This window comes from Mycetocola sp. JXN-3 (assembly GCF_014522285.1).
Lineage (GTDB): Bacteria > Actinomycetota > Actinomycetes > Actinomycetales > Microbacteriaceae > Mycetocola > Mycetocola saprophilus.
This window is the reverse complement of record NZ_CP041635.1, coordinates 1,120,893-1,142,652: the sequence shown is the minus strand read 5'-3', so window position 1 is coordinate 1,142,652 and position 21,760 is coordinate 1,120,893. Positions and strand designations below refer to the sequence as shown.

General features: G+C 68.1%; 10 protein-coding genes. 1 reads left to right on the top strand and 9 read right to left on the bottom strand.

Annotation, left to right across the window (positions count from 1 at the left end; genetic code table 11):
- Positions 1-27: 27 nt before the first annotated feature.
- The 3 genes from C7C57_RS05195 to C7C57_RS05185 all read right to left on the bottom strand — a co-directional run bounded on the left by C7C57_RS05195 (position 28) and on the right by C7C57_RS05185 (position 8,311).
- A complete protein-coding gene (locus C7C57_RS05195) occupies positions 28-7,161 on the bottom strand; it encodes a DUF5979 domain-containing protein (RefSeq protein ID WP_255505823.1) in 7,134 nt (2,377 codons plus the stop codon).
- Between the two features lie 220 nt (positions 7,162-7,381).
- Entirely contained in the window at positions 7,382-7,840 is a 459-nt protein-coding gene (locus tag C7C57_RS05190; protein ID WP_187977837.1) for a hypothetical protein, read from the bottom strand.
- Positions 7,841-7,969: 129 nt separating this feature from the next.
- A complete protein-coding gene (locus C7C57_RS05185; protein WP_030148577.1) occupies positions 7,970-8,311 on the bottom strand; it encodes a DUF732 domain-containing protein in 342 nt (113 codons plus the stop codon).
- A 252-nt stretch (positions 8,312-8,563) separates the two neighbouring features.
- Here C7C57_RS05185 and C7C57_RS05180 point away from each other — a divergent pair, with 252 nt between their 5' ends.
- Positions 8,564-9,307 (top strand): DedA family protein, encoded by a 744-nt coding sequence (locus C7C57_RS05180; protein WP_187977836.1) that lies wholly within the window; start codon positions 8,564-8,566, stop codon positions 9,305-9,307.
- Between the two features lie 179 nt (positions 9,308-9,486).
- On the opposite strand, the gene C7C57_RS05175 is transcribed toward C7C57_RS05180, so the two are convergent.
- The 6 genes from C7C57_RS05175 to C7C57_RS05150 form a co-directional block, all read right to left on the bottom strand.
- Positions 9,487-17,277: a hypothetical protein gene (locus C7C57_RS05175; protein WP_187977835.1), complete on the bottom strand. Its 7,791-nt coding sequence runs from the start codon at positions 17,275-17,277 to the stop codon at positions 9,487-9,489.
- 329 nt (positions 17,278-17,606) lie between these two features.
- Complete coding sequence (locus C7C57_RS05170) at positions 17,607-18,515, bottom strand: cation diffusion facilitator family transporter (RefSeq protein WP_187977834.1); 909 nt, start codon at positions 18,513-18,515, stop codon at positions 17,607-17,609.
- Positions 18,516-18,608: 93 nt separating this feature from the next.
- Positions 18,609-19,220: an RdgB/HAM1 family non-canonical purine NTP pyrophosphatase gene (rdgB, locus tag C7C57_RS05165; RefSeq protein ID WP_030148574.1), complete on the bottom strand. Its 612-nt coding sequence runs from the start codon at positions 19,218-19,220 to the stop codon at positions 18,609-18,611.
- Positions 19,217-19,960 carry a ribonuclease PH gene (gene rph, locus C7C57_RS05160; protein WP_030148573.1) on the bottom strand — a complete coding sequence of 248 codons (744 nt, stop codon included), beginning with the start codon at positions 19,958-19,960 and terminating at the stop codon, positions 19,217-19,219. Before rph ends, rdgB begins: the two co-directional genes overlap by 4 nt.
- 27 nt (positions 19,961-19,987) lie before the next feature.
- The gene (gene murI / locus C7C57_RS05155) at positions 19,988-20,854 is read right to left on the bottom strand and encodes a glutamate racemase (RefSeq protein WP_121686991.1); all 867 of its coding nucleotides are present in this window, start codon (positions 20,852-20,854) and stop codon (positions 19,988-19,990) included.
- 237 nt (positions 20,855-21,091) lie between these two features.
- Entirely contained in the window at positions 21,092-21,586 is a 495-nt protein-coding gene (locus tag C7C57_RS05150) for an aromatic ring-opening dioxygenase LigA (protein ID WP_187977833.1), read from the bottom strand.
- Positions 21,587-21,760 lie beyond the last annotated feature (174 nt).

Below are 21,760 nucleotides of genomic sequence, written 5' to 3'. Positions count from 1 at the left end.
TCCACCGCCCGCCGTGTTGTGTCCTACCTAGGCGAGGTCACCGGTTCCGCGGCGACGGATCTGCCGGATGCCCAGCAGCGCGCCGCCGAGCAGCAGACCCAGCGCGGCCATCAGCCAGCCCCACGGCGGGTTGGCGCCGGTGCCGCTCAGCTCGCCGCCCGGGGTGCCGGGGCCCGGCGGGGTGATGCCGGGATCCTTGGTGAACGTGTTGACCACGCTCAGGGCCACGTTGGTCCCCGATCCCACGGTCGCCACACCCACGGTCGGGTCTCCGGCGTTCGGGGTGATCGCGCTCGCGTTGGCGCCGCCCGTTACGGTCTCGCGCAGCTCATACACGGCGCCCGTGGGCAGCTGGGTATAGGCGGCGGTCAGCCCGGTCGCGGCGGACAGGGTGCGGGTCGCGCCCTCGGGGATGGTCAGCGCGGTGCTGACGCCGTCCCGGTCGAGGGTACAGGCCAGCGCCACCTGGAACTGCGCGTTGGCGGCGGACGCGGCGTTGTCACCCTCGACCGTCTTGGTGACGGTGATACCGCCCACCTCGAAGGTGTTGATCACGCGCAGCGCCACGGTGGTGCCCGATCCGATGATCACCGGCTCGGTCACCGCCGCCCCGTCGGCGTCCACGATCTCACTCGTGGTGGCGCCACCGGTCGCGGACTCGGTGAGCTCACACGCGGCACCGCTCGGCAGACCGGCGAAGTCGGACTCGAAGCCGTTCTCGGTGCTCAGCTCACGGGTGGCCCCGTCGGGGATGGCGATCGCCGCCCCGTCCAGGGTGCAGGCCAGCGCAACCTGGAACGGCCCGGTGCCCCACAGCTCGGCACCCGGTCCGGTGATCTCCTTGGTCACCCGCAGGTCCCCGGCGGCAAACGTGTTGATCGCGGTGAACTGCAGCGGCTCGCGCAGCGTGCCCACCGCAACCGCCGCGGCCTTCGTGTCCGGGGTGATGACCGTGGTGCTGGCCCCGCCGCTGTCGGTCTCATCCAGCTCACAGCGGGCACCGGCGGGCAGGGTGTCCACGATGATGTGACGCCCGGCGATGGCTTCGGCCTTGGTCAGGTGCAGCGCGCCGTCGTAGACCACGTCCGACCCCACCCGGCAGGTGAGCTCAAACACGAAGTCGGTGCCGTCGTCCACGGCCGCCGCGCCGTCTCCCTCAACCCGCTTGAACAGGTCGATGGCGCCCAGCGGGAAGTTGTTGACAAAGCGGACAACTGCCGCGCGGGAGGGGGCCTCATCGGCGGTCAGGGTGACCGTGACGGTCGGCCCCTCGATGGTAACCGGTCCATCCACGCCCGGCGTGGTCACCGAAACATCCGCGCCGTGCGCATCGGTCTCGGTGATCTCACACACGCTGCCCACGGGCAGCCCGCTCAGGGTGCGGCGCTTGCCATCCGTCAGGCTAAAGGTCATCGGGGAGAGTTCGAATCCGGTGGCCACCACGGGCTTTCCGAGGAAGGTGCAGGACACCTCGAACGGGAAGGATCCGTAATCCAGCGGCTCACCGTTTTCATCCGATGCGCCGATCACGGTCTTGGTGACCTCGAGCGAGGTGAGGCTGTAGACGTTGGTCAGCGTGGCCAGCGGCAGCAGGCTCGGGGTGCGTTCGATCGTCACCGCGGGACCCGAAGTGTGGGAGGTTTCCCCGTTGACTCCCGGGGCATCCACCAGCACACACTCGGCCCCGTAGGGGAACTGCTCCTCGAGGGTCACCGGCTTGCCGCCCTCCACGGTCACCGTGACCGGGGGCAACACCGTTTCCAGTGGGGTGCCCTTCCCCACGGTGCACAGCACCTGCAGCTCGAAGGTCGCCGGGGCAAACGCCGCCGCGTCTCCGGTCACCGTCTTCTGCACCGCGAGCGGACCCGTGGCGAGCGCAACACCCACCCGGCGTCCCTCGGTTGGCAGAACCGAGCCGATTCGGGTACCGGAGGCGGTGACCGTCTCGGCACCGATCGCGATGGTGTTCCAGGCGACGGTGTCCGAGGTTGCCACCGGCGAGAAGGCCGGCGTGCGGGTCTGGAAGGTGTAGCCCAGGATGTCGCCGGGACGGAAGTGGTTTTCGCCAAAGAGGAACACGGTCTTAATGTGTTTCACCTCGGTTGCAGCCACCTCCGGGGTCAGCGGCAGCCAGGCCCCATCCGGGCACGCGGTCTGCGACGGAGACAGGTCCGCGACACAGGGATCCTGAGCCGAGGAGTAGTAGTACTCCACACCCTCGGGGGTGCGGTAACCATCCGAGGTCACCGGGGTCACCGGGCCCGTCCAGCTGGGCTCCCACTGGCTGCCGCGGGGCAGCAGCACGAGCGCGCCCTGGTCGCCCGGGGTGGGCAGGCGGTCGATCGTGACCACCTTATCCATCTCCAGGGTGCCCGAGTTCTGCACCCGCTCACGCCAGGTCTCGGTGCCCAGCGGCTTGGTGATCGGCACGCAGTTGCCCGAGTAGTAGTCGTCCAGCGTCGGCGCGCACACGGCGGCCGGGTTGGTCACGTCGGTGACACCCAGCGTGGTGTCGTCGGCCTTCACAAACTTCTGACCGCGCAGCGCCCCGATCTCGGTCGGGTACACGTCGGTATCCGCCAGACAGGCGAAGACCTCGTGCTCCTCGCCGTTACAGAATTGGAACGGCTGGGCGGCCTCGACCAGCACCGAGTTGGTCACGTGCTGCCCCGCCGAGATCCCCGGGCGGAACATCATGTTCAGCGTGATCGTATAGGTGTCCCCGGGCATCAGGACCGTGCCCTTGGGGAAGGCGAAGCCGATGCTGGTGGGCTCACCGTCGGCGTTTTTCCCCTCGGTGATCGTGATCTGCGCGGGATCGGTAGGCATCGGCAGGTTCGGCGCGGGCGTGGTCCCCGAGGGCTGGTAGCCGAACTCGTACCGCGGGTCGTCGCTGTCCTCATCAAAGATCAGCCAGGGCTTCCCAGTGGGATCGTTGGTGTTGATGTCGGTGGGCAGGATGTCGGTGATCTTCGGGTCGAGGATCGCCCGTTCCAACCCGCTATTCGCCGGTGCCGGGTTCGACACGGTGAGGGTGAACGGGATGACCTGTCCCGGCAGCTGCGCCCCGATCGGCGTCTTCTTGACGCTGATCTCGGTCCCCCCGGCCTCATAGAAGGCCTGCGCGGTGGTCTCATGGGTCGCGGTCAGCGGGATCGATCCCGGACCGTTGACCGAGCTGGTGACCTCACCCTGCACGGAGTTGGTGAACACGCCACCGCCGCCGAACGGCTTGAGCTTCTCGCCCGGCGCCGCGGGCTGGGAATCATCGGGAACCGGAACATCCGGGTTGGAGGCCAGGTAGGCGCGACGGTGCACGGTCAGCGGGATCTCCTGACGCGGGCTCGACGGGTTCTCCCACTGGGAGCCGTCGGTCCGGGTGAAGGTGAAGCGCAGTCCGCGCACGTCGGCCGCGGCGACACCCGCGGGCAGGGCCGGGGTAGCCGCCGGGGTGCCGAGCGTCCAGGTGGCGCCGTTCAGGCTCAGCGGGTTACCGCCGCCGGTGGTGTCATAGGTACCGCCGACCAGCGCATCCACCTGCACCCGCAGGATGGGGGCGGTGAGCTTGAAGCCCGGCGCGAAGTCCACAAACCGGTAGGCGTTCCAGAACGTGGTGGTGTCATCGGTGACCACCATCTTGGCCGGACGCGCCGAACCGGTCGGGCGGGCCGAGAGGGTCATCGTGATCGAATCCCAGGGCTCATCCGCATAGCCGGGCTCACCGGGCAGAATCTGCGCGTACTGAATCTTCGGGTCGAATGACTTGGTGGTGGTGATGCCGATGTTCAGCTCGGCCAGCGCGATCTGGGCGGTGTCCTTGGCGCTGACCTCGTGCACCCCGTTGACCCCGCCGGGATCGAGCACGGTGGCCGAGGCCTCGTTGCGCACCGGCGAATTCACCACGGTGACCGGGGCACCACCGTCGCGATGGGTGGCCCGCAGACGCAGATCCATCGTCAGGGTGGACTTGCCGGCCGAGACGATGCGTCCGTGATGCGACACCTCGATCCCGACCACGTCGGCCAGGTTTGCCGCACTCAGGGCCTTGGCCTGATCGATCGAGAAGGCGTCGATGCCGCCCCCGGCGCGCGTGAGCTGCACCAGGGATTCGGCGGCAATCGCCCCGTCGGGCACGGTGATGCCCACAATCTTGGCCAGGTTGAAGGTGTCAAAGGGCCGGGTCGCGCTGCCCGGTGCCGGATCCACGATCTTCAGCGTGTCCACCTTGGCCACGGTTGCGTTGGTCGCGGTGATGGTCACCCGACCGCTGGGGTACGCGCTCTCCGGGGTTCCGGCCGGCGGGATGCCGATCGGTCCGCCGCTCCAGCCCTTGCTCACGGAGACGTTGAGCGGACGGTCGAGGATCGAGATCAGATCCGAATCCTCATCGTGCGCGGCCACGGCCCCGCCGATGATGCCGCTGGCACTGGCGATGTTGTTCACGTCGCCGGTGTCGGCGGTGTTGTAAAGCTCGCTACCCAGCACGGGCACGGCCGGAGAGGCCGGAACCCGCTTGGTGTCACGCAGCTCCCACTCCAGGTCGATCTGGCGGGTGTTTCCGTTCGAACGGGCAACCCCCGAGCCGACGGCCGGCGCATCCACGTCGGTCGCGGCCTGGCGGGCGGCGGTATTCTCGGCGAAGATCAGGCGCACACCCTGGGTCGAGGACTGCTCGGCGGCGCTCAGCGCAATCTCGGGCAGCGATCCGGTGTAGGGCAGCGCGGTCGCGCCGGAGGCGGGCACCCAGGCACTCCCGTTCCACAGCTCCACCGCGGTGATCTGGTCATAGGCCAGCAGCGGATCCATGGCCGGGGTGATCGCCTTGATCTTCACCAGGTTGAAGGCCTGATAGGTGGTCTTCTCCACCGGGTCGGCCGGGCCGGCGTTCGGGGTCTGGCCCACGCGGGTATCGGCGATGACCATCTGCTCGTAGCCGCCGTGTCCACCGGTGGACCAGCTCAGGCGCGAGGTTGCGTGGTCTCCCGAGCGGGCGACCACGATCTGGTCGGCCGGGGCGATCCAACGCTTGGTGAGGAAGTTGTACTCCCCCGGGGTCGGTGCCAGAATCTCGATCGAGGGGCACGGGTTCAGCGTCGCGGCCCCCGCGGTGGCTCCCGGCGCGGTGGCCGAGGCACTCGAGCAGTTCTCGACGGTGATGTCGCTGCCCGCGGGCTTGGGAGCCAGGCTCTCCTTGAGCTCGGTGGTGATGTTCGGCTGCACCGTGGCCCCGGGCGCGAAGCCCGGCTCATCGCTGGTGAACTCGAACTGCAGGCCGCCGATCTGGTCGCGAATCGCCTCGGGAATCTCCATCGAGAACGAGGTGGCACCCACGACGTTCTCGGCCAGGACCACCCAGGTGTTGCTGACGGTGTCGAAGTAGCGCACGGTCAAGATGGCACCCGGGGGCACATCGGTCTTGGTGATCGCGGTCGGGCGGAAGTGATCCCACCAGTCCGAGTCCTTGGGGGTTCCGTCGGCCTTGAGCTCGGGATCGTTAACCAGGATCTGCGTCGCGTTGGCGGTGGAACCCTTGCCCACGGTGGTGGGGAGCTGGATCGTGGCCGTCTCCCCCTCGGTACCCCAGATCTGTCCGGGGCTGATCTTCTTCTGGGTTTCCAGCTCGATCCGGTGCTCGTCCAGGGTCAGGGTGTCGGTCGCGGTAGCATCGGCGCTCTGGTCGCCGGCGGTGCCGGTCACACCCACCACGTTGTCGATGGTGGTGTCCTTGGCCAGGCCCTCGGCGGCGGTGACCCCGAAGGTCAGGTTCGACTCGGCACCGGCGATAATCGGCTCGCCGGTGGTGTCGGTAAAGGTAATCTCGAAGTGCTTCAGCGAGCCGAAGTCTACCGGCAGGGCCGGGAACTGGCCGCCGTTGGTCAGGGTCACGGTGACGCTCTGCTCGACACCGGCGCGGTCCAGGTAGACCAGGGTGATCTCGCCGGTGTCGGCGCCCTGGGGGAACTCGACCGACGAGGTGAACCCGGTGAAGTCCAGGCGGGAATCGAAGTCGCCGCTGGCCGGCTCGCGAATGGTCAGCGTGGACAGCGGGGTGTCTCCGGCGTTCGAGCCGGACAGGGACACGGTGGAGGCGCCGCCGGGCAGCACCACATCCGGGTCGAAAGACTTCTTGGCCGCCACACTCAGCGGCTCGGTGACAACCTTATAGGTGGCGTCATCGGTGTCGGTCGCGCGGTCGCCTCCGTTGGTGACGGCGGACTCGACGGTGTTTTTGAGGGTGATGCTCTCCTCGAGATCGGCGACGTTCTCCCGCTGCTCGAGCTTCAGGGTCAGTCCGCCGGTGGCCCCCGCGGGAATCGTGGTTCCGTTCGGGCCGGTGAAGGTCACCCGGATTCCGGTGGCCGAGGCCGGCGGCGCATTCGGGGCACCGGGCTTGGTGGCTACCGATCCCTGGACCCAGGCGGTTCCGTCCCAGTACTCCACCGTGGCGGTGGTGGCCCCCTCGGGCCACTGCACCGAGTCGATCCCGGTGATGGCCAGGTAGCCAAAGGGGTTACCGGCGGCACTCGGATCGGCCGGGTCGGTCAGGGTCAGCGTGTCCGCGCCGGCGTTGGACTTATTGGCCCCCGAGAGGGTCAGCGTGGTCTCGGTGCCGGGCTTTGCCTGCCCCGCGGTGGGGTTGAAGGACTTGGTGGCGTCGGTGGCCAGGTGCTTTTCCAGCACGGGCTTCACGTTGGCGGTCGAGGTGACCTTGGTTGCGTTATCCGCGGTGACCTGGGCGGTGTTGGGGATGTTCACGCCGTTCTTCTCAAACGGCACATCCTCGCGCAGCTTCACGGTGATCGTGATCGTGGCGTTGGCGTTGTCGATCAGACCGATGACACCCTCGCTCAGCTGCTCATTGAAGACCACGCTGACGTTCTGCCCGTCGATGATCGGGGTCTGGAAGGGCGCGTTGGCCACCACCACGTTTTGGATCTCAAACTCGGGCGGGATCGCGTCGGCAAAGACGGCGTTATTACAGCCCACATCGGTCAGGGTCGAACAGGCGACCTCGATCGTATAGGTCAGCGTCTCGCCGGGCTTGACCTGCTCGGCGGATGCGGTCTTCTTCACATCGAGCACCGCGGTGGGTGCCTCGGCCGCGAAGGTGGAGCTGGGTGTCCACACAAATCCCAGTGCGAGAAGCGCACCTAATCCCATTGCCACGCCCCGCATACGCGAGCGTTTTTGTCCCCTGATCGGTGCCACCGAACTCCCCTGTCCTATTGGTAAGACGCACAGTCTGGTCCCAGCATAGGAGTCGTGATTCGGGATAAACAACCGAATTTGACGCATGGCGAGCGAATGACCCCCAGATGAGGGGCGCTTTTCTCGCAGGAGTGCCCGGCGGAGCGTGGAGCATACCGCCGGGCATCAACCCCTAGTCAAACTTCGGGGTGGTCGCCTCGCAGGTCACCGGCTTGCCCGGCTCCCCGGCGACCGCCGCGATCTGCCGCTTGCCATCCAGCAGGATCTGACAGGTGGCCCGCTGGCCCTCCCCCGGGGTCGCCACGATCGAGGCGGGCCGGGTCGCGGTCACCATCACCGTCTTCTCCCAGCGCGAGCTTCCCGGGGTCGCGGGGTCGGCCACCAGCGGCAGGTTCGGCAGGTCCTTGGTGACCGTGTCCTCGCCGCGCGTTTTGGCCTCACCAAATGTCACCGCGGGCAGGCTCGGGGTTCCCTCCCCCGTGACCGTGACCGCGTAGGTCACCGACCAGGCATCGGCGGTGGAGTTCTTGATCGAGTCGACCAGGCCGCACCCGCTCAGTCCCACACCCACGAGGGTCGCGGCCCCCAGGGCGATGCCGGTTTTTGCCCAAATTCCTGCGGTCTTCATCATGTTTCCTCCGTGTGTTCAACGTCTGAACATCACGCTATCGAGGCACAGACACCCGGCGCTTCGGTCGCCGCGCCGATGTTGGCGGCGGCAATATCGCTCGCTCGGAGGAGGGCTCTCCACCCAGCGGACCTACTTGGTGAGCGCCTCGCCCAGGTCGGGGCAGTAGCGGGCGGTCGCGGTGTCCATGAAGGAATCGACGTCCTCGGCCGTGCGACCGTCCGCGAGGGAGTTCTGCTTATACTCGTCGGCCACCTTGCGCAGGCCCGACGCGTTATCGCGTTCCTTGTCCAGGCGCGAGCAGTAGTCCTGGGCGAACTCGATCAGTCGGCCGGTGGACAGGGTGGAGTAACTCTTGAGCGACTGGGCCCGTGCCGAAAACTCCCCGTTATTGATCGGGGCCGGTCCCTGGGCGCACCCGCTGAGCAGTGCCACCGCCAGAATGGTCGCCGCGACTGCGAACCTGTGCTTCATGATCGGGAACTCCCTTCCGAGTCAGTATCCTAATCCCCCGCGCGGCGACTCACCGTCACGGCGCGCAGCCCGGACGGTGCCGAAATCGTTACGGCATTCCCAGGCTCATCGCGTCCGGGGCACCCATCCATCATCCGATGGAATGATCTTGCGTCTCCCGCCCGTTGCGCTACCCTGTGGGCAGTAGACTCGGTCATGTCCCTTCACGGTACGTCTGCGGGTGTGCCACCAACAATTCGGAGCCTTTCATCGATGCATACAGCTCTCATTCCCTGGCTTGACTCCAACGAAATCCTGCAGGCGGCCGGCCCCTGGGCCGTTCTGGTCGTGTGTCTCATCGTGTTTGCCGAAACCGGCCTGCTGGTGGGATTCATGCTCCCCGGCGACACCCTCCTGGTCATCACCGGCCTCACCAGCAACAACGGCACGAGCGATGGTCTCGGCATGCCGATCTGGTGGGTCGCGATCCTGATTGGAATCGCCGCGTTTATCGGCGGTGAGGTGGGATACCTGATTGGGCATCGCGCCGGCCCCAAGATCTTTGAGCGCAAAGAGACCGGTCTGTTCAGCATCGAGAACGTCAACCGGACCAATAAGTTCTTCGAAAAGTGGGGCGCGCTGGCGATCATCATCGCCCGCTTTGTGCCCGTCGTTCGCACCTTCGCCCCGGTCGCGGCCGGTGCCTCGCACATGAACTACCGCAAGTACAGCCTGTACAACCTGATCGGCGCGCTGATCTGGGGAACCGGCCTCACCTACTTCGGCTACCTGATCGGCTACATCCCGCCGGTGGCAAACTTCGTGAGCTCCTACATCGACGTGATCCTGCTGGCCGCCGTGGCCCTGTCGGTCGGCCCCGCCGCCGTGCACTACTTCATGGCGTTCCGCAAGAGCAAGCGTCTGGCCGCCGAGCGCCAGGCTGCCGAGAACCTGGCCGCCGAAGAGGCGGCCGGCAAGCCCGCTCACGCCCCCGAGGACGAGGCCCCCTCGGCCTAGTCTCTACACACAAAAACGGTGCCCGCCGGATCCTTCCAGATCCGGCGGGCACCGTTTTTGTGTGGGCGTGGGGCTCGGTTCCGAAGCGTCGTCGGAGGGCGCTCCGAAACACCGTCCCGCGGCCCGCAAGCTAGGCTCGCACTGCTGGGCGACGCAGCAGGAGCCCCGCAGTGCGAGGGCTACGCCCGGCCTCGGCGGCGCAGCAGGAGGAGTCCCGCGGCCAGTAGTCCCGTCGCCAGCAGTACCAGCGAGCCCGAGGCGTCGCCGCCGCCGGTGCTGCTCAGCCGGGTTTCGGCCACGACGGGTGCCGGGGTCAGCGGATCGCCGGGACCGTGCGGGACACTCGGCAGCCCCGGTTCCGCGGGAAGCGTCGGAATCGTGGGCGTCGTGGGCGTGCCCGGGGTGGTGGGGTTCCGCGGGTCCTCGGGGATAATCGGGCAGTCCGATGCGGGGAAGGTTACGGTTTTGGTGGCCGTAAGCCGGTCGGCGGCGCTCACCCAGCCGGCCCGCGGTTCCACCCGGTACCCGGCCTCGGCATGAGCGGTGATGACCACCGACTTCCCCGGCGCAAACTCACCCGTCACCTCGTACCAGATGCCCGGGGTCAGCAGCACGCTGAGGGTCGGACGCACGTACACGCCGGCCACGCATCCGGGCTCGGTGATCGCCGGATCGCGCGGGGCTGCGGGAATGGTTCCGGTGCCCTCGCCGGGGCCGGTCCCCGGACCGGTCCCGGTTCCCGGGTGCTCGGGATCGGGGCTGTCGCCGCCCCCGGTCCCGGGGTTTCCGGTGCCGCCGCCATCCCCGGGCGGATCGATCGGGGTTGTTGTGGCGCACCCCTCGGTCTCGTCGGTGGGCGACGTGCAGGACGCGGGAGCCGAGGATCCGGTGCCCCACACGCGGTTGATCAGGCCCACCTCGTGGATCTGGGCGCTGGTCGTGGTGATCACCACGCGATAGCGCAGCACGGCGCTCTCCCCCGGTGACAGGTCGAACGCCGGGGTACGCAGCCAGGAGCTGCCGGGCTGAGGCGGTTCCACCCGAATCGGCTCGCGATCACCAATTTTCAGGGTAATGTCGCCGTCGAGGCGTGCGGCACCGAGCACCTGGCTCAGGTCATCGGTCAGCACGATGCCGGTCACCGGGCTCCGGTTCTCGGCTCGCGCGCTGGCGCGCACCTCGTAGGTGATGGCGTCGCCCACGGCGAGGCTGGTGCCCGCGCCGATCGGAGCGCCGGAGGAGTTTTCCGCGTGCTTGCCGATCGACCACTGGGCGGGCGTGGTGCCGCCGCCGGGACCGGTACCCCCGTCATTTCCCCCGCCGGTACCCGGGGTCTCGGGGCCGCCGGATCCGCAGTCGGGGGCATCGGGGAAGCTCACCGAGAGGTGTGCGGTTTTCCCGTCCTCGGCGGGCACCCATCCGGGCGGAACCACCAGGGCAAATCCCTCGCGCGCGTGAGCGGTGATGGTCACCGTGTGTCCGAAGGCCACCTCGCCGGCGATCGTATAGAAGATTCCGGGGGTAACCGGCACGTTGATCCACGGAGCCTCGGGTTCCCCGTCGGTGCAGACCGGGGCGGTGGGCCAGGAGGGATCCTCGGGCGTGGCCGGGGTGTCCGTTCCGGGTCCCGGATCCGGGGTGGTCGGGGTGCAGTCGGGCAGGCTCAGGGTGATGACCCGGAACGCGCTGGTTTTATCCGCCGCCAGGGTCCAGCCGTTCGCCGGGCGCAGCGCGCGCCCATCCAGCGAGGTCGCAGTCACGGTCACGCTGCCCCCGGCAACCAGGTCGCCGCTCATCTCATAGCGCACACCGTCGGATACCGGCAGGCGTACATCGGGCACCGAGACGCCACCCTCGGGCAGGCAGATCGCCTGGGTGATGATCGGGTCGGCGAGCGAGACTCGATCATCCACGATGACCAGTTCGGTGCGGCACGCGGCGTTCAGCCCGGCATCGGTGTCGCCCACGGCGCAGCGCGCGGGCGCGTTCACGCCGCTGCCGCGCGCGTCGTTGCGCAGGGTCCCGCCGTGCTGCCCCTCGGCGACGCGGACCGCATAGCTCAGGACCGCGCTCCGATCGCGGGCCAGGTCGAATGCCGGGGTGACGAGCTGCCGTGCCGCGGACGGGTTCACCGTGATTGGCGAGCCCTCCCCCACACGCAGGGTTGGGGGCGAAACCAGCTCGGCCGAGGCGAGCACACCGGCCAGGCTGTCGTGCAGCACCACGTCCTCGGCAGTGTTGCCCGAGAGCCAGCGCGCGGTGATCTCGTACCGGACAATGTCGCCGCCGGTGACCACGGCACCGGCGGTCAGCGGGTGACCGTCGGCGTCCAGGGCCACCTTGGACAGGGTCCAGGCGCTCAGGATCGGGGTGGTCACCTCGGCACACACCCTGGGGGCATTCTCGCCGGACTCCCCGGCGCAGATTCGGTTCAGCAGCGAGCGGTCGCCGCTGCCGGTGCGAGCGTTCACGGTCACCGGATAGGTCAGGGTCAGCTTCTCCCCGGCGGCCAGGGCACCGCTCCAGCGCACGTGGCCATCCACCATCGGAACCTCAAACTCGGGGCCGTCGCCGATGCGAGCGGTCGCCACCTCGCCCACCGGGGTGGCATCATCCAGGACGCCGGCCAGGGTGTTATCCACCGCGAGCGGGGCACGCTCGGACCAGGCACCGGGACCGGGGTTCTCGACGGTCAGCCGGTAGTCCAGGCGCTCGCCACGCAGGGCGGTACCGGCGAAGGCCTCGCCGTCGCGCAGCAGTTCACCGCTTACCCACGGGGCCGCCGGGGCGAGCTGCAGCTGCACCGCACAGGGCTGGGTCGCCGGGCCGCAGGTGGCCGGGGCGATGGTGCCGATTCCGGGGATCTCGGCGGTACCGATCGCCTCATCCCGCAGGGTACCTCGGCGCAGATCCTCGGGCACGGTCACCGTGTAGGCGAGGACCGCGGGCTGATCCCCGGGCAGCTCAAAGCGCGGGGTGGTCACCCGGCCGGAGGCCAGCTTCAGGGTGGTTGGGGCGTCGGATCCCACGGTCAGGGTGGGATCGCCCGTAAGCTCGGCCACGCCGAGGGTCTGCGACGGATTCGCCTGAATCTGCACACCCTCCACGGGCCAGCCGCCGATGGCCTCGGCGCGAATCCGATAGGTCAGCCGGTCGCCCGGGCGCACCGGGGAGCCGCTGGTGAGCTCGGCACCGTGCTGATCGGTCACGCTGAGGTTCATCCGCCAGTTTTCGCCCACGCCGATCTTCAGCCGGTCGCAGGCGCTGAGGATCGGGTCGATCACGCCGGGGTTGCGACTATCGCCGCTCACGCAGGCCTCACCGTCCAGCATCTTGGGGGTGGTGCCCCCGGCGGCAGGCTGCTGCATGATCTGAACCCTGAACGTGATGACCTTGGTGCCACCGGCCGCGAGCGGGCCGCTCCAGCTCAGGCGGTTATCCACCACCGTGGCCCCGCCGGTCGGTGCACCCACCAGGGCACCATCGTCGAGGATGTCGCCGAGGTCCTCGCTCAGGGTCACCTGATTGCCGGCGGCCCAGTTGGAGGCAGCGTTCCAGCCGCCCTGGCCGGGGTTCTTGATCGTGATCGTGTACTCGCCCACGTCCCCCGCACGCAGCGGACGGCTCGAGTTGGGTGCCTTGGTGAAGCCCTGGGTGATCCCCAGCTCGGGGTAGACCCTGCTGATGGTGTTATCCCAGTCGGCGCACTGGGTGATCCGCGGACCATCGGGCAGCGCCTTATTGCCCGAGTCGCCGCTCGCGCAGGAGTGCGCGGTGAGGTGTAGGTCGCCGGCATAGCGGTCGCTCACCTGCACCCGGTAGGCCACATACATCGTGGCCCCGGCCGGCAGCGGGAACGTGTGGGTCAGCGTGGTTCCCTCGATCTTGGGATCCACGACGGCGCAGTCCGAGTTCCAGGAGGTGGGGTTCGCACACGCGGCCGAGGCGCCCACCCGGGAGCCGAGGAACACCGCATCGTCCAGGACTCCGGAGAGATCCTGGGTCACGGTGATCCGGCGATCCGCCGCCCAGCTGCTCGGGGCCGTCCACGCCGAATTGGACGGGTTGGTGATGGCCACGCCGTACTGCAGCACGTCGCCCGGGCGAATCTCGGTTCCCGGACTGCCCGAGACCTTGGCCCACTGCTTGCCCAGCTTCATCTCGGGGAACACCGCGGTGAACGGGGTCTCGGTGCGCAGCTCGCGCACCAGGCGTCCGCCCTCGGGCAGATCCGGGTTTCCGGTTTCCCCGGTGATCACGCTGAGGGCCGCGAGGATCTGATCCCCCGGCACATCGTTCCTGATGGTTCCGCGGATGGTGAATGCCTGGGTGGTGCCCGCCCCCAGCGGGAAGGTGACGTCGATCTTGCCAGCCTCTGTGGGGTCGCCGTAGGAGGTGCAGTAGACGGGTTGCCACGCGTTGTCCGGCTGACAGGGCCCGGCGATCCCGGTTTGCGAGCCAAACCAGCTCGCATCGTCGAGGAAACCGGAGAGATCCTGACTCAGCCGGAGGCGCTTATCCACCGACCAGGACGATGCCCCCGTCCACCCGGTCTTGCCCGGGTTGGAGATGCGCAGCGAAATCTGCACGCTGTCGCCGGTGCGCAGTTCGGTGCCCGGGGAACCTGAAACCTTGACGATCTTCTGGGTCGCCGTAAGCTCGGGATAGGTGCGCTGGAAGGCCAGCTGGCTCTGCGCGGCGCGGGTGATGACCCCGGCGTCGGCCCGGGTGGTGTCGCCGGTATTGCCTGTGACCACCGAGGCCGTGCGGATCAGCTGGTCCCCGGTGAAGCCGTTGTGGACCACGCCGCGAATGTTGAAGGCCTGGGTGGTGCCCGCGGCCAGGGCAAAGGTCTGGGTCACCTTTCCGCTGCTGGTGTCGCTGCCAAAACCGGGGCAGTAGTTCGGATCCCAGGCGTTGGGGGCCATACAGTTCCCCGAGACGCCCTGCTGCGCGCCACCGTAGGTCACATCGTCGAGGAAGCCGGAGAGGTCCTGGGTGTAGGTCAGTCGCTTGTCCACCGACCAACTCGAGGGGCCGGTCCAGCCGGTCTTGCCGGGGTTTTTCACCCGGACGGCCACCTGGACCACGTCCCCGGGCAGGAGGTCGGTGCCGCCGGAACCGCTCACCTTGGTCAGCGTCTGGGTCAGCTCGGCCTCGGGATAGGTCCGGTCGAAGCCCAGCGTGGCCTGCGCGGTGCGCGTGAGCACGCCGCCGTCGGCCTGGGTCGCGTCCCCGGGATTCCCGGTCACCGTCGCGGTGGTGCGCAGGTTCTGGTCGCCGGGGAAATCATTGCGGATCACACCCCGGATGTTGATCGCCTGGGTGGTGCCGGCCGCCAGGGAAAAGGTCGAGGTGAGTTTTCCGTCTGCCCCCACGGCCCCCATCACCGGGCAGTAGTTGTAGTCCCAGCTGGCCGGCGGTTGGCAGTTGCCCGAGGTGCCCTGGAGGGCACCCACGAGGGACACATCGTCGAGGAAGCCGCCGAGGTCCTGGGTATAGGTGAGCCGCTTATCCGAGGACCAGCTGGAGGGTCCGGTCCATGCGGTCTTCGAGGGGTTCTTGACCCGCACCGCGATCTGCACGGTGTCCCCGGGCAGGATCTCGGATCCCGGGGATCCGGTCACCTTGGCCATGGTCTGGGTCATTTCCAGCTCGGGGAAGGTGCGGGCGAAACTCAGCTCGCTCTGCGCGGTTCGGGTGATCCGACCGTCGTTCTCGCTGCCCACGTCGCGCGGGTTTCCGGTAAGCAGGGCCGAGGTCACGATCCGCTGATCCCCCGGATAGTCGTTGCGCACCACCCCGCGGATGTTGAAGGCCTGGGTGGTCCCCGCGGGTAGCGAGAACGTCATGCTCAGCTTGCCGTCGGGGCCGGGGAGCCCCGCGTTGGCACAGTAGTTGCCGTCCCAGGCGTTGATCGGCTGGCAGTTCCCCGAGGTGCCCTGGTTCGCCCCGCCGTAGGTCACGTCGTCGAGGAATCCGGAGAGGTCCTGCACGTAGGTCAGGCGCTTATCCACCGACCAGGAGGTTGCATCGGTCCAGCCGGTCTTGGCCGGGTTTTTCACGCGGACCGCGATCTGGACCACGTCGCCGGGCAGCAGGTCGGTGCCGGTGGATCCGGCAACCTTGGTCATCGTTTGGGTCATTTCGGCCTCGGGGTATACCCGATCAAACCCGAGCGTGTCCTCCTTGGTGAGCACAATCCGTCCGCCGTTTTCCAGCTTCTGGTTTCCCGACTCCCCGGAGATCTGCACGGCCGTGCGCATGCGCTGATCCCCGGCGAAATCGTTGCGCACCACCCCGCGGATGTTGAACGCCTGGGTCGCGCCCGCGGGCAGCGAGAACTTCATGCTCAGCTTTCCGTCGGCGCTCGGCAGGCCGGCGTTGGCGCAGTAGTTGCCGTCCCAGGCATTGATCGGCTGACAGTTCCCCGAGGTCCCCTGGTTCGCCCCACCGAAGGTCACGTCGTCGAGGAACCCGGAGAGGTCCTGGCTGTAGCTCAGCAGCTTGTCGGCGGTGGTGGACGTGGGGGCCGTCCACCCGGTCTTGCCGGTGTTGGTGGCACGAACGGCGATCTGGATGATGTCACCGGGGAGAATCCCCGATCCACTCGACCCGGCGACCTTGGTGATGACCTGGGTCATGGTCAGCTCGGGATACAGCGGGGTCACCTCCGGGGAGACCGCGGCACCGCGGGTCAGCACCGCGCCGTCGGGACGGGTGGTATCGCCGGTATCCACGCTCACCTCCACCCGGGAATTCAGCGTGAGGTCGCCGGTGAAATCGTTGCGCAAAACCGCGCGGGCGCTGAGATATTGAATCCCGCCGGGGGCCAGGGTCATCGGGACGTTGATCATCCCGCCGGCGCTGGGGTTTCCCACCGAGGGGCAGTAGGCCGGGTTCCAGGAGGTGTTGGTGCTGCACAGGCTGGACACCCCCGAGATCGCCCCACCGAAGGCCGCATCATCGAGCACGCCGGAGAGGTCCAGGGCCACGTTGGCGCGGCGATCCGGGGACCAGGAATTCGGGCCGATCAGGTTGAGGTCGCCGGTGTTTTTTACGGTCACGAAGAACTGAATCACGTCCCCGGGCACCAGGTCGCCGCCGCTGCTCCCACTCACCTTGGCCCAGCTCTGGGTCACCTCGAGGTCGGCGGCGGAGTGGATCAGGGTCGCGGTGTTCTCGGCGCAGCGCTCGATCGGGTCGATCCCCGCGCCGGCGGGGGCACCACTCACGCATCCGCTCACGCGGACCCGATCGTCCCCGCGGCGGAAGTCATCCACCTGCGCGATCAGGGTGAGCACCTGGGACTTCCCGGCGGCCAGCTCACCCGACCACGTCAGTGTGGGCGCGTTGCCGGCCCGGGCAAACAGCCCGAAATTGGTGATGCGGGCGTCATCGAGGAGGTCGGCGATGTCGAGGCTGACCTTCGCGGGGTTCGCCCGGGTCCACGCGTTGACGCCGGTGTTGGTAACCGTGACGGTGTAGGTCACCTGGTCCCCCGGACGCAGCGCCGCGGTCGGGTTCGGGGTCTTGGCCGCCGCGATCGTCACACCCAGATCCCAGTCGGCCGGCGCGGCCGCCAGTGACCGAGCTGCGGCCGCCGAGGTCGTTTCGGGTGCCGCGGATTCGGGCATCGCGGTCTCGGTGAACGTGGGGCGGGCCTGGGCCGCGCCGGTGAGGTCGGGGAGTCTCAGCGTGGCCAGGCCGGTGCCCGCGGATGCCCGGGGCGCGGGTGTCGAGGCTGTGGTCGCCGAGCCAGGGGTCACCGAGGACGTATCAGCGGGAGCCCCGGGTGCGGCCACCGACAGTGCCCGTGCGGGACCGGTCGGTGCCGTCCCCTGCTGCGCCGACGCCTGCGACCCGATCATGAGCCCCGCCAGGGTCGCGAATCCCAGAATCCCCAGGGTACGAAGCGCGAGGCGTCCCCGCGCGGGACGGGTCGCGGGCAGGCGGGCGTGTTTGGGCATTTCGGGGTGCTTTCGGATCCGACCGGAACTCCCCATCGGGCCGGCGGGGCAGGGGGTACACGCCGGGGAACGGATCGGGGGAATCGTGGGAGAGGGGGAACGCCACAGGAACCCGGCGCTCCCCCTCAGTGTATCGGGTGTGGCACGCCCGATCGCGCGCCCGCACGGGAAAATTCACACCCCGTTCGGTGGGTGGCCAGACGCAGAAACCGGGGCCTACCCGGAACGGGTCGCCCCACGGAATGAGGCCTGTCCGCGATCGGTCGCCCGTTAAAAACCGGGGCCTACCCACGATCGCTCGCGGGCAAGCCCCGTTCCCATCAGTTCCCCTAGACGTGCACCTCACGCTCGTGCTCGGCGTGCTTGGGTGGTTCGATCTGGAAGGTCGAGTGCTCCACGTCGAAGTGGTCGTGCAGGCAGTCGGAGAGCCTGTCCAGCAGTGCCCCCACCTCCCCGCGTTCGAAGACCTCGTCCTCGGCCACCACGTGGGCGGTGAAGACGTGCTCCCCCGAGGTGATCGACCACAGGTGCACATCGTGAACCTCGCGTACCCCGTCCGCCCGGGCGATGTGGGCACGCACGTCCTCAACCGAGGTGTCCACCGGGGTGGACTCGTTGAGCACACGCCACACATCGCGCAGCAGCAGGTAGGCGCGCGGCAGGATGAACGCGGCAATCGCCAGCGACACGATCGCGTCGGCGGGGGCCCAGCCGGTGAGCATGATGATGATCGCGGCCACGATCACCGCCACCGATCCCAGCATGTCGCCAAAGACCTCGAGGTAGGCGCCACGCAGGTTGATCGAGGACTTCGCCCCGGCCCGCAGGATCAGCATCGACACGATGTTGGCGGCGAGTCCCACGATGGCCACCAGGAGCATCGGCACCGGCAGAATCTCCGCCTCGGTGGGGGATGTTAGCCGCTGAATCGCCTCGAGGGCGATGCTGATCGAGACGCCGCAGAGAATCAGACCGTTGATGAGCGCGCCAAACACCTCCGTCCGGCGATATCCGTAGGTCGCACGGGCGGAGGCGGGGCGGGCCGCGAGGGTCATCGCGGTGAGGGCCACGATCAGGCCGATCAGGTCGCTGAGCATGTGCCCGGCGTCGGCCAGCAGGGCCAGCGAGCCGGTGAGCAGGCCACCGATGACCTCGGCCACAAACACCGTCGAAACGATGCCGATGACAATCAGGAGTCGTTTTTTGGACGTGGTTGTGGGTGCGTGATCGTGTGCCATGCTTCCACGCTACAAAGCCCGTTCCGAAAGGGCTAGGCCGACACCGTAGATAGGAATGATAGCAGTTATCAATATCCGGCTGACCGGGAGTTTCTAGGCCCCGATCAGGCCGTTCAGCACCGGAATCGCGCGCTCGAACGCGCGGGCCCGGTGGCTCGCCTGGTTCTTCTGCTCGGGGGTCAGCTCGGCGGCGGACACCTCGAACTCGGCGGGCAGGAACACCGGGTCATAGCCGAAGCCGTTTTCGCCCTGGGGCTCGCGGGCGAGGGCACCGGTCCAGATGCCCACCACCACGTCCTCGCTGGGCTCCGAGCCATCCACGCCGGGGTTCACGATCGCGATGTTGCAGACAAACTGCGCGCCGCGGTGCTCGGGGGCGATATCGGAGAGCTGTGCGAGCAGCAGTTCGAGGTTCGCCCGATCGTTCTTGCCCGGACCCGCCCAGCGTGCCGAGAAGATGCCCGGGGCACCGCCCAGCAGGTCCACCGCGATGCCGCTGTCATCGGCGAGCGCGATCTTGCCGGTGTGCGCGGCGGCCACGCGGGCCTTGATCAGCGCGTTCTCGGCAAAGCTGGTGCCGTCCTCCACCGGGTCGGGTCCGTCATAGGCGACGATGTTCAGTCCCGGCAGCGCGCCGCCGAGGATCTTCTGGAACTCCTCCACCTTGTGCTGGTTGTGGGTCGCCAGGACCACCTCGATGCTCATCGCGCGCCACCCTCGAGGGCGGCGAACTGCAGCTCCTTGAGCTCGGCGGAGGAGGCCACGGCCAGATCCAGCAGCTTGTTCAGCTCGTCGCGGTCAAACGGCGCGCCCTCGGCGGTGCCCTGCACCTCGACGAAGCGGCCATCGCCGGTCAGCACCACGTTCATGTCGGTCTCGGCGCGGACGTCCTCGACGTAGGCCAGATCCAGCATCGGCACGCCGTCGATGATGCCCACCGAGACCGCGGCCACCGAGTCGGTGAGCGGCTGAGCCTTGGGACCGATGTGCTTGCGCTCACGCGCCCACTCGATCGCCTGGGCCAGCGCCACATAGGCGCCGGTGATCGCGGCGGTGCGGGTACCACCGTCGGCCTGCAGCACGTCACAGTCGATCACGATGGTGTTCTCGCCCAGCGCCTTGGTGTTGATCACCGCGCGCAGGCTGCGACCGATCAGACGGGAAATCTCGTGGGTGCGTCCACCAATCTTGCCCTTGACGGCCTCGCGGTCGTTGCGGGAGTTGGTGGCCCGGGGCAGCATCGCGTACTCGGCGGTGACCCAGCCCTTGCCCTTCCCGGTGAGCCAGCGCGGCACACCCGGGGTGAAGGAGGCGGTGCACAGCACCTTGGTGTTGCCGTAGCTGATCAGTGCCGACCCCTCGGCCTGGGCGCTCCAGCCGGGCTCGATGGTGATGGTACGCAGCTGATCGGGGGTCCGGCCATCGGCACGGGTCGTGTTGCTCACGCGGAGCTCCTTCGGGTTGGGGCGAGCCTAGCTCGCGGCGGGGTTCTGGGTGGTGGTTTCGCGCTGCAGGGTACGCAGATCGCCGAGGTCGATGACGCCGGTCTGCACGAGGTCCACGTGCGAGATCTCGCGTCCCACCAGGCGGGTGGCAAGTTCCAGGAACTCGCTCTCGCTCTGGCCGGTGGCCTCGTAGTGGTGCTGGGGCGGGGTGATCGCGGTGCGCTCCTGCCCCATCGACACCAGCTGGCGGTAGACGTCGTTGGCGGTTTCCGAGTCGCTGGAGACCAGGGTCACATCCGGACCCATCACGTAGCTGATCGCGCCCTTGAGGAAGGGGTAGTGGGTGCAGCCGAGCACCAGGGTGTCCACGCCCGCCTCACGCAGCGGTCCCAGATACTCCTCGGCGACCGCCAGCACCTCGGGTCCGGTCGTGATGCCGTTTTCGACAAACTCCACAAACTTCGGGCACGCCTGGGTGAACAGCTCGAGCTCGGGGGCCGCGGCAAACGCGTCCTGATAGGCGCGGGAGCGGATGGTCCCGGCGGTGCCGATCACGCCCACACGGTTGGTGCGGGTGACCCGCACGGCGCTGCGCACGGCGGGTTGGATGACCTCGATGACCGGGACCGAGTAGCGCTCACGCGCATCCCGCAGGACCGCCGAGGAGGCGGTGTTGCAGGCGATCACCAGCATCTTGACACCCTTGGCCACCAGGTCGTCCATCACCTCAAGCGAGTAGCGACGCACATCCGCGATGGACTTGGGGCCGTAGGGAGAGTGGGCGGTATCCCCGACGTAGAGGATCTGTTCCCGCGGCAGCTGATCCTGAATAGCGCGGGCGACGGTGAGTCCCCCAACGCCGGAGTCAAAGATCCCAATTGGTGCATCATTCACACCCCCAACCCTACTACCGAGCCCCCGTCACCCTCGCGCACCGGGTCGGCGCGGGGAGCAGAAACGCCCCCGTTCCGGTGCCGGTTGTCGGACCGAAAAACACGGGGCCGGGGTGTGAGAGCACGCAGAAACGTCCCCGTCTCCCGGGCTGGTGCGCGGGAGGCGGGGACGTCATCGGGACACCCCGAACCAACACCCGGCGGCCTCGTGAGCCGGGGTGCGGTAACTGCCGGGGAACTACTCCGCGGGGGTAACGGGCACCGTGGCCACCGCCGCGCGACGACGCGGTGTGATGGTCAGGATGACCCAGCCGATGATGCCAAAGAGAATGCCGACCCCGATCACGAATGCCGAGACCCCGTAGGACACCACCGAGGTGAACAGCGAGGTGCGCAGGAACGAGGCGTTCATGACGGTGGCCCGCAGCGGGTCGTCCTTGTCCAGCTCGGCGTAGGTCTTACCGTCGGTCATGTTCTTGGCGTGGGTGCTGATGATGTCGGCCTGAGTAAACGCGGAGAAGGGGCCGGCCACGTCGGCGCCGCCGAGGAATGCCGCATCCTCGCTCACGGTGATCTTCTCGGCATGCAGCTGGCTGGTCACCACACCCCAGACGGTTCCTCCGGCGATGATCATGACGGCGGCGGCCAGCAGGGCGATGAACCCCGCCCAGCGCAGCGCGAGGGCCTTGCCGGGGGTGATGCTCAGGGTGAGGGGTGCTGTGGTTTCGGACATAACTGCTCCTTGTAGTTGGGAGATCGCGTTTATGACGCGATCCCGACGTGGTCTTTCGACCAACAATCGCCCCCGGAACTTGCCCGGGAACTGCGATGCTCACGGTGCGAGTAATTGCATGCTAACCGTGTGTTAGCCATTCCGTTTCGGTGATGACGCCCCCAGTATGGGGCA

Coding starts and splice junctions, on each gene's coding strand:
- C7C57_RS05195 (WP_255505823.1), bottom strand. CDS start 7,161: ATGGGATTAGGTGCGCTTCTCGCACTGGGATTTGTGTGGACACCCAGC.
- C7C57_RS05190 (WP_187977837.1), bottom strand. CDS start 7,840: ATGATGAAGACCGCAGGAATTTGGGCAAAAACCGGCATCGCCCTGGGG.
- C7C57_RS05185 (WP_030148577.1), bottom strand. CDS start 8,311: ATGAAGCACAGGTTCGCAGTCGCGGCGACCATTCTGGCGGTGGCACTG.
- C7C57_RS05180 (WP_187977836.1), top strand. CDS start 8,564: ATGCATACAGCTCTCATTCCCTGGCTTGACTCCAACGAAATCCTGCAG.
- C7C57_RS05175 (WP_187977835.1), bottom strand. CDS start 17,277: ATGCCCAAACACGCCCGCCTGCCCGCGACCCGTCCCGCGCGGGGACGC.
- C7C57_RS05170 (WP_187977834.1), bottom strand. CDS start 18,515: ATGGCACACGATCACGCACCCACAACCACGTCCAAAAAACGACTCCTG.
- rdgB (WP_030148574.1), bottom strand. CDS start 19,220: ATGAGCATCGAGGTGGTCCTGGCGACCCACAACCAGCACAAGGTGGAG.
- C7C57_RS05150 (WP_187977833.1), bottom strand. CDS start 21,586: ATGTCCGAAACCACAGCACCCCTCACCCTGAGCATCACCCCCGGCAAG.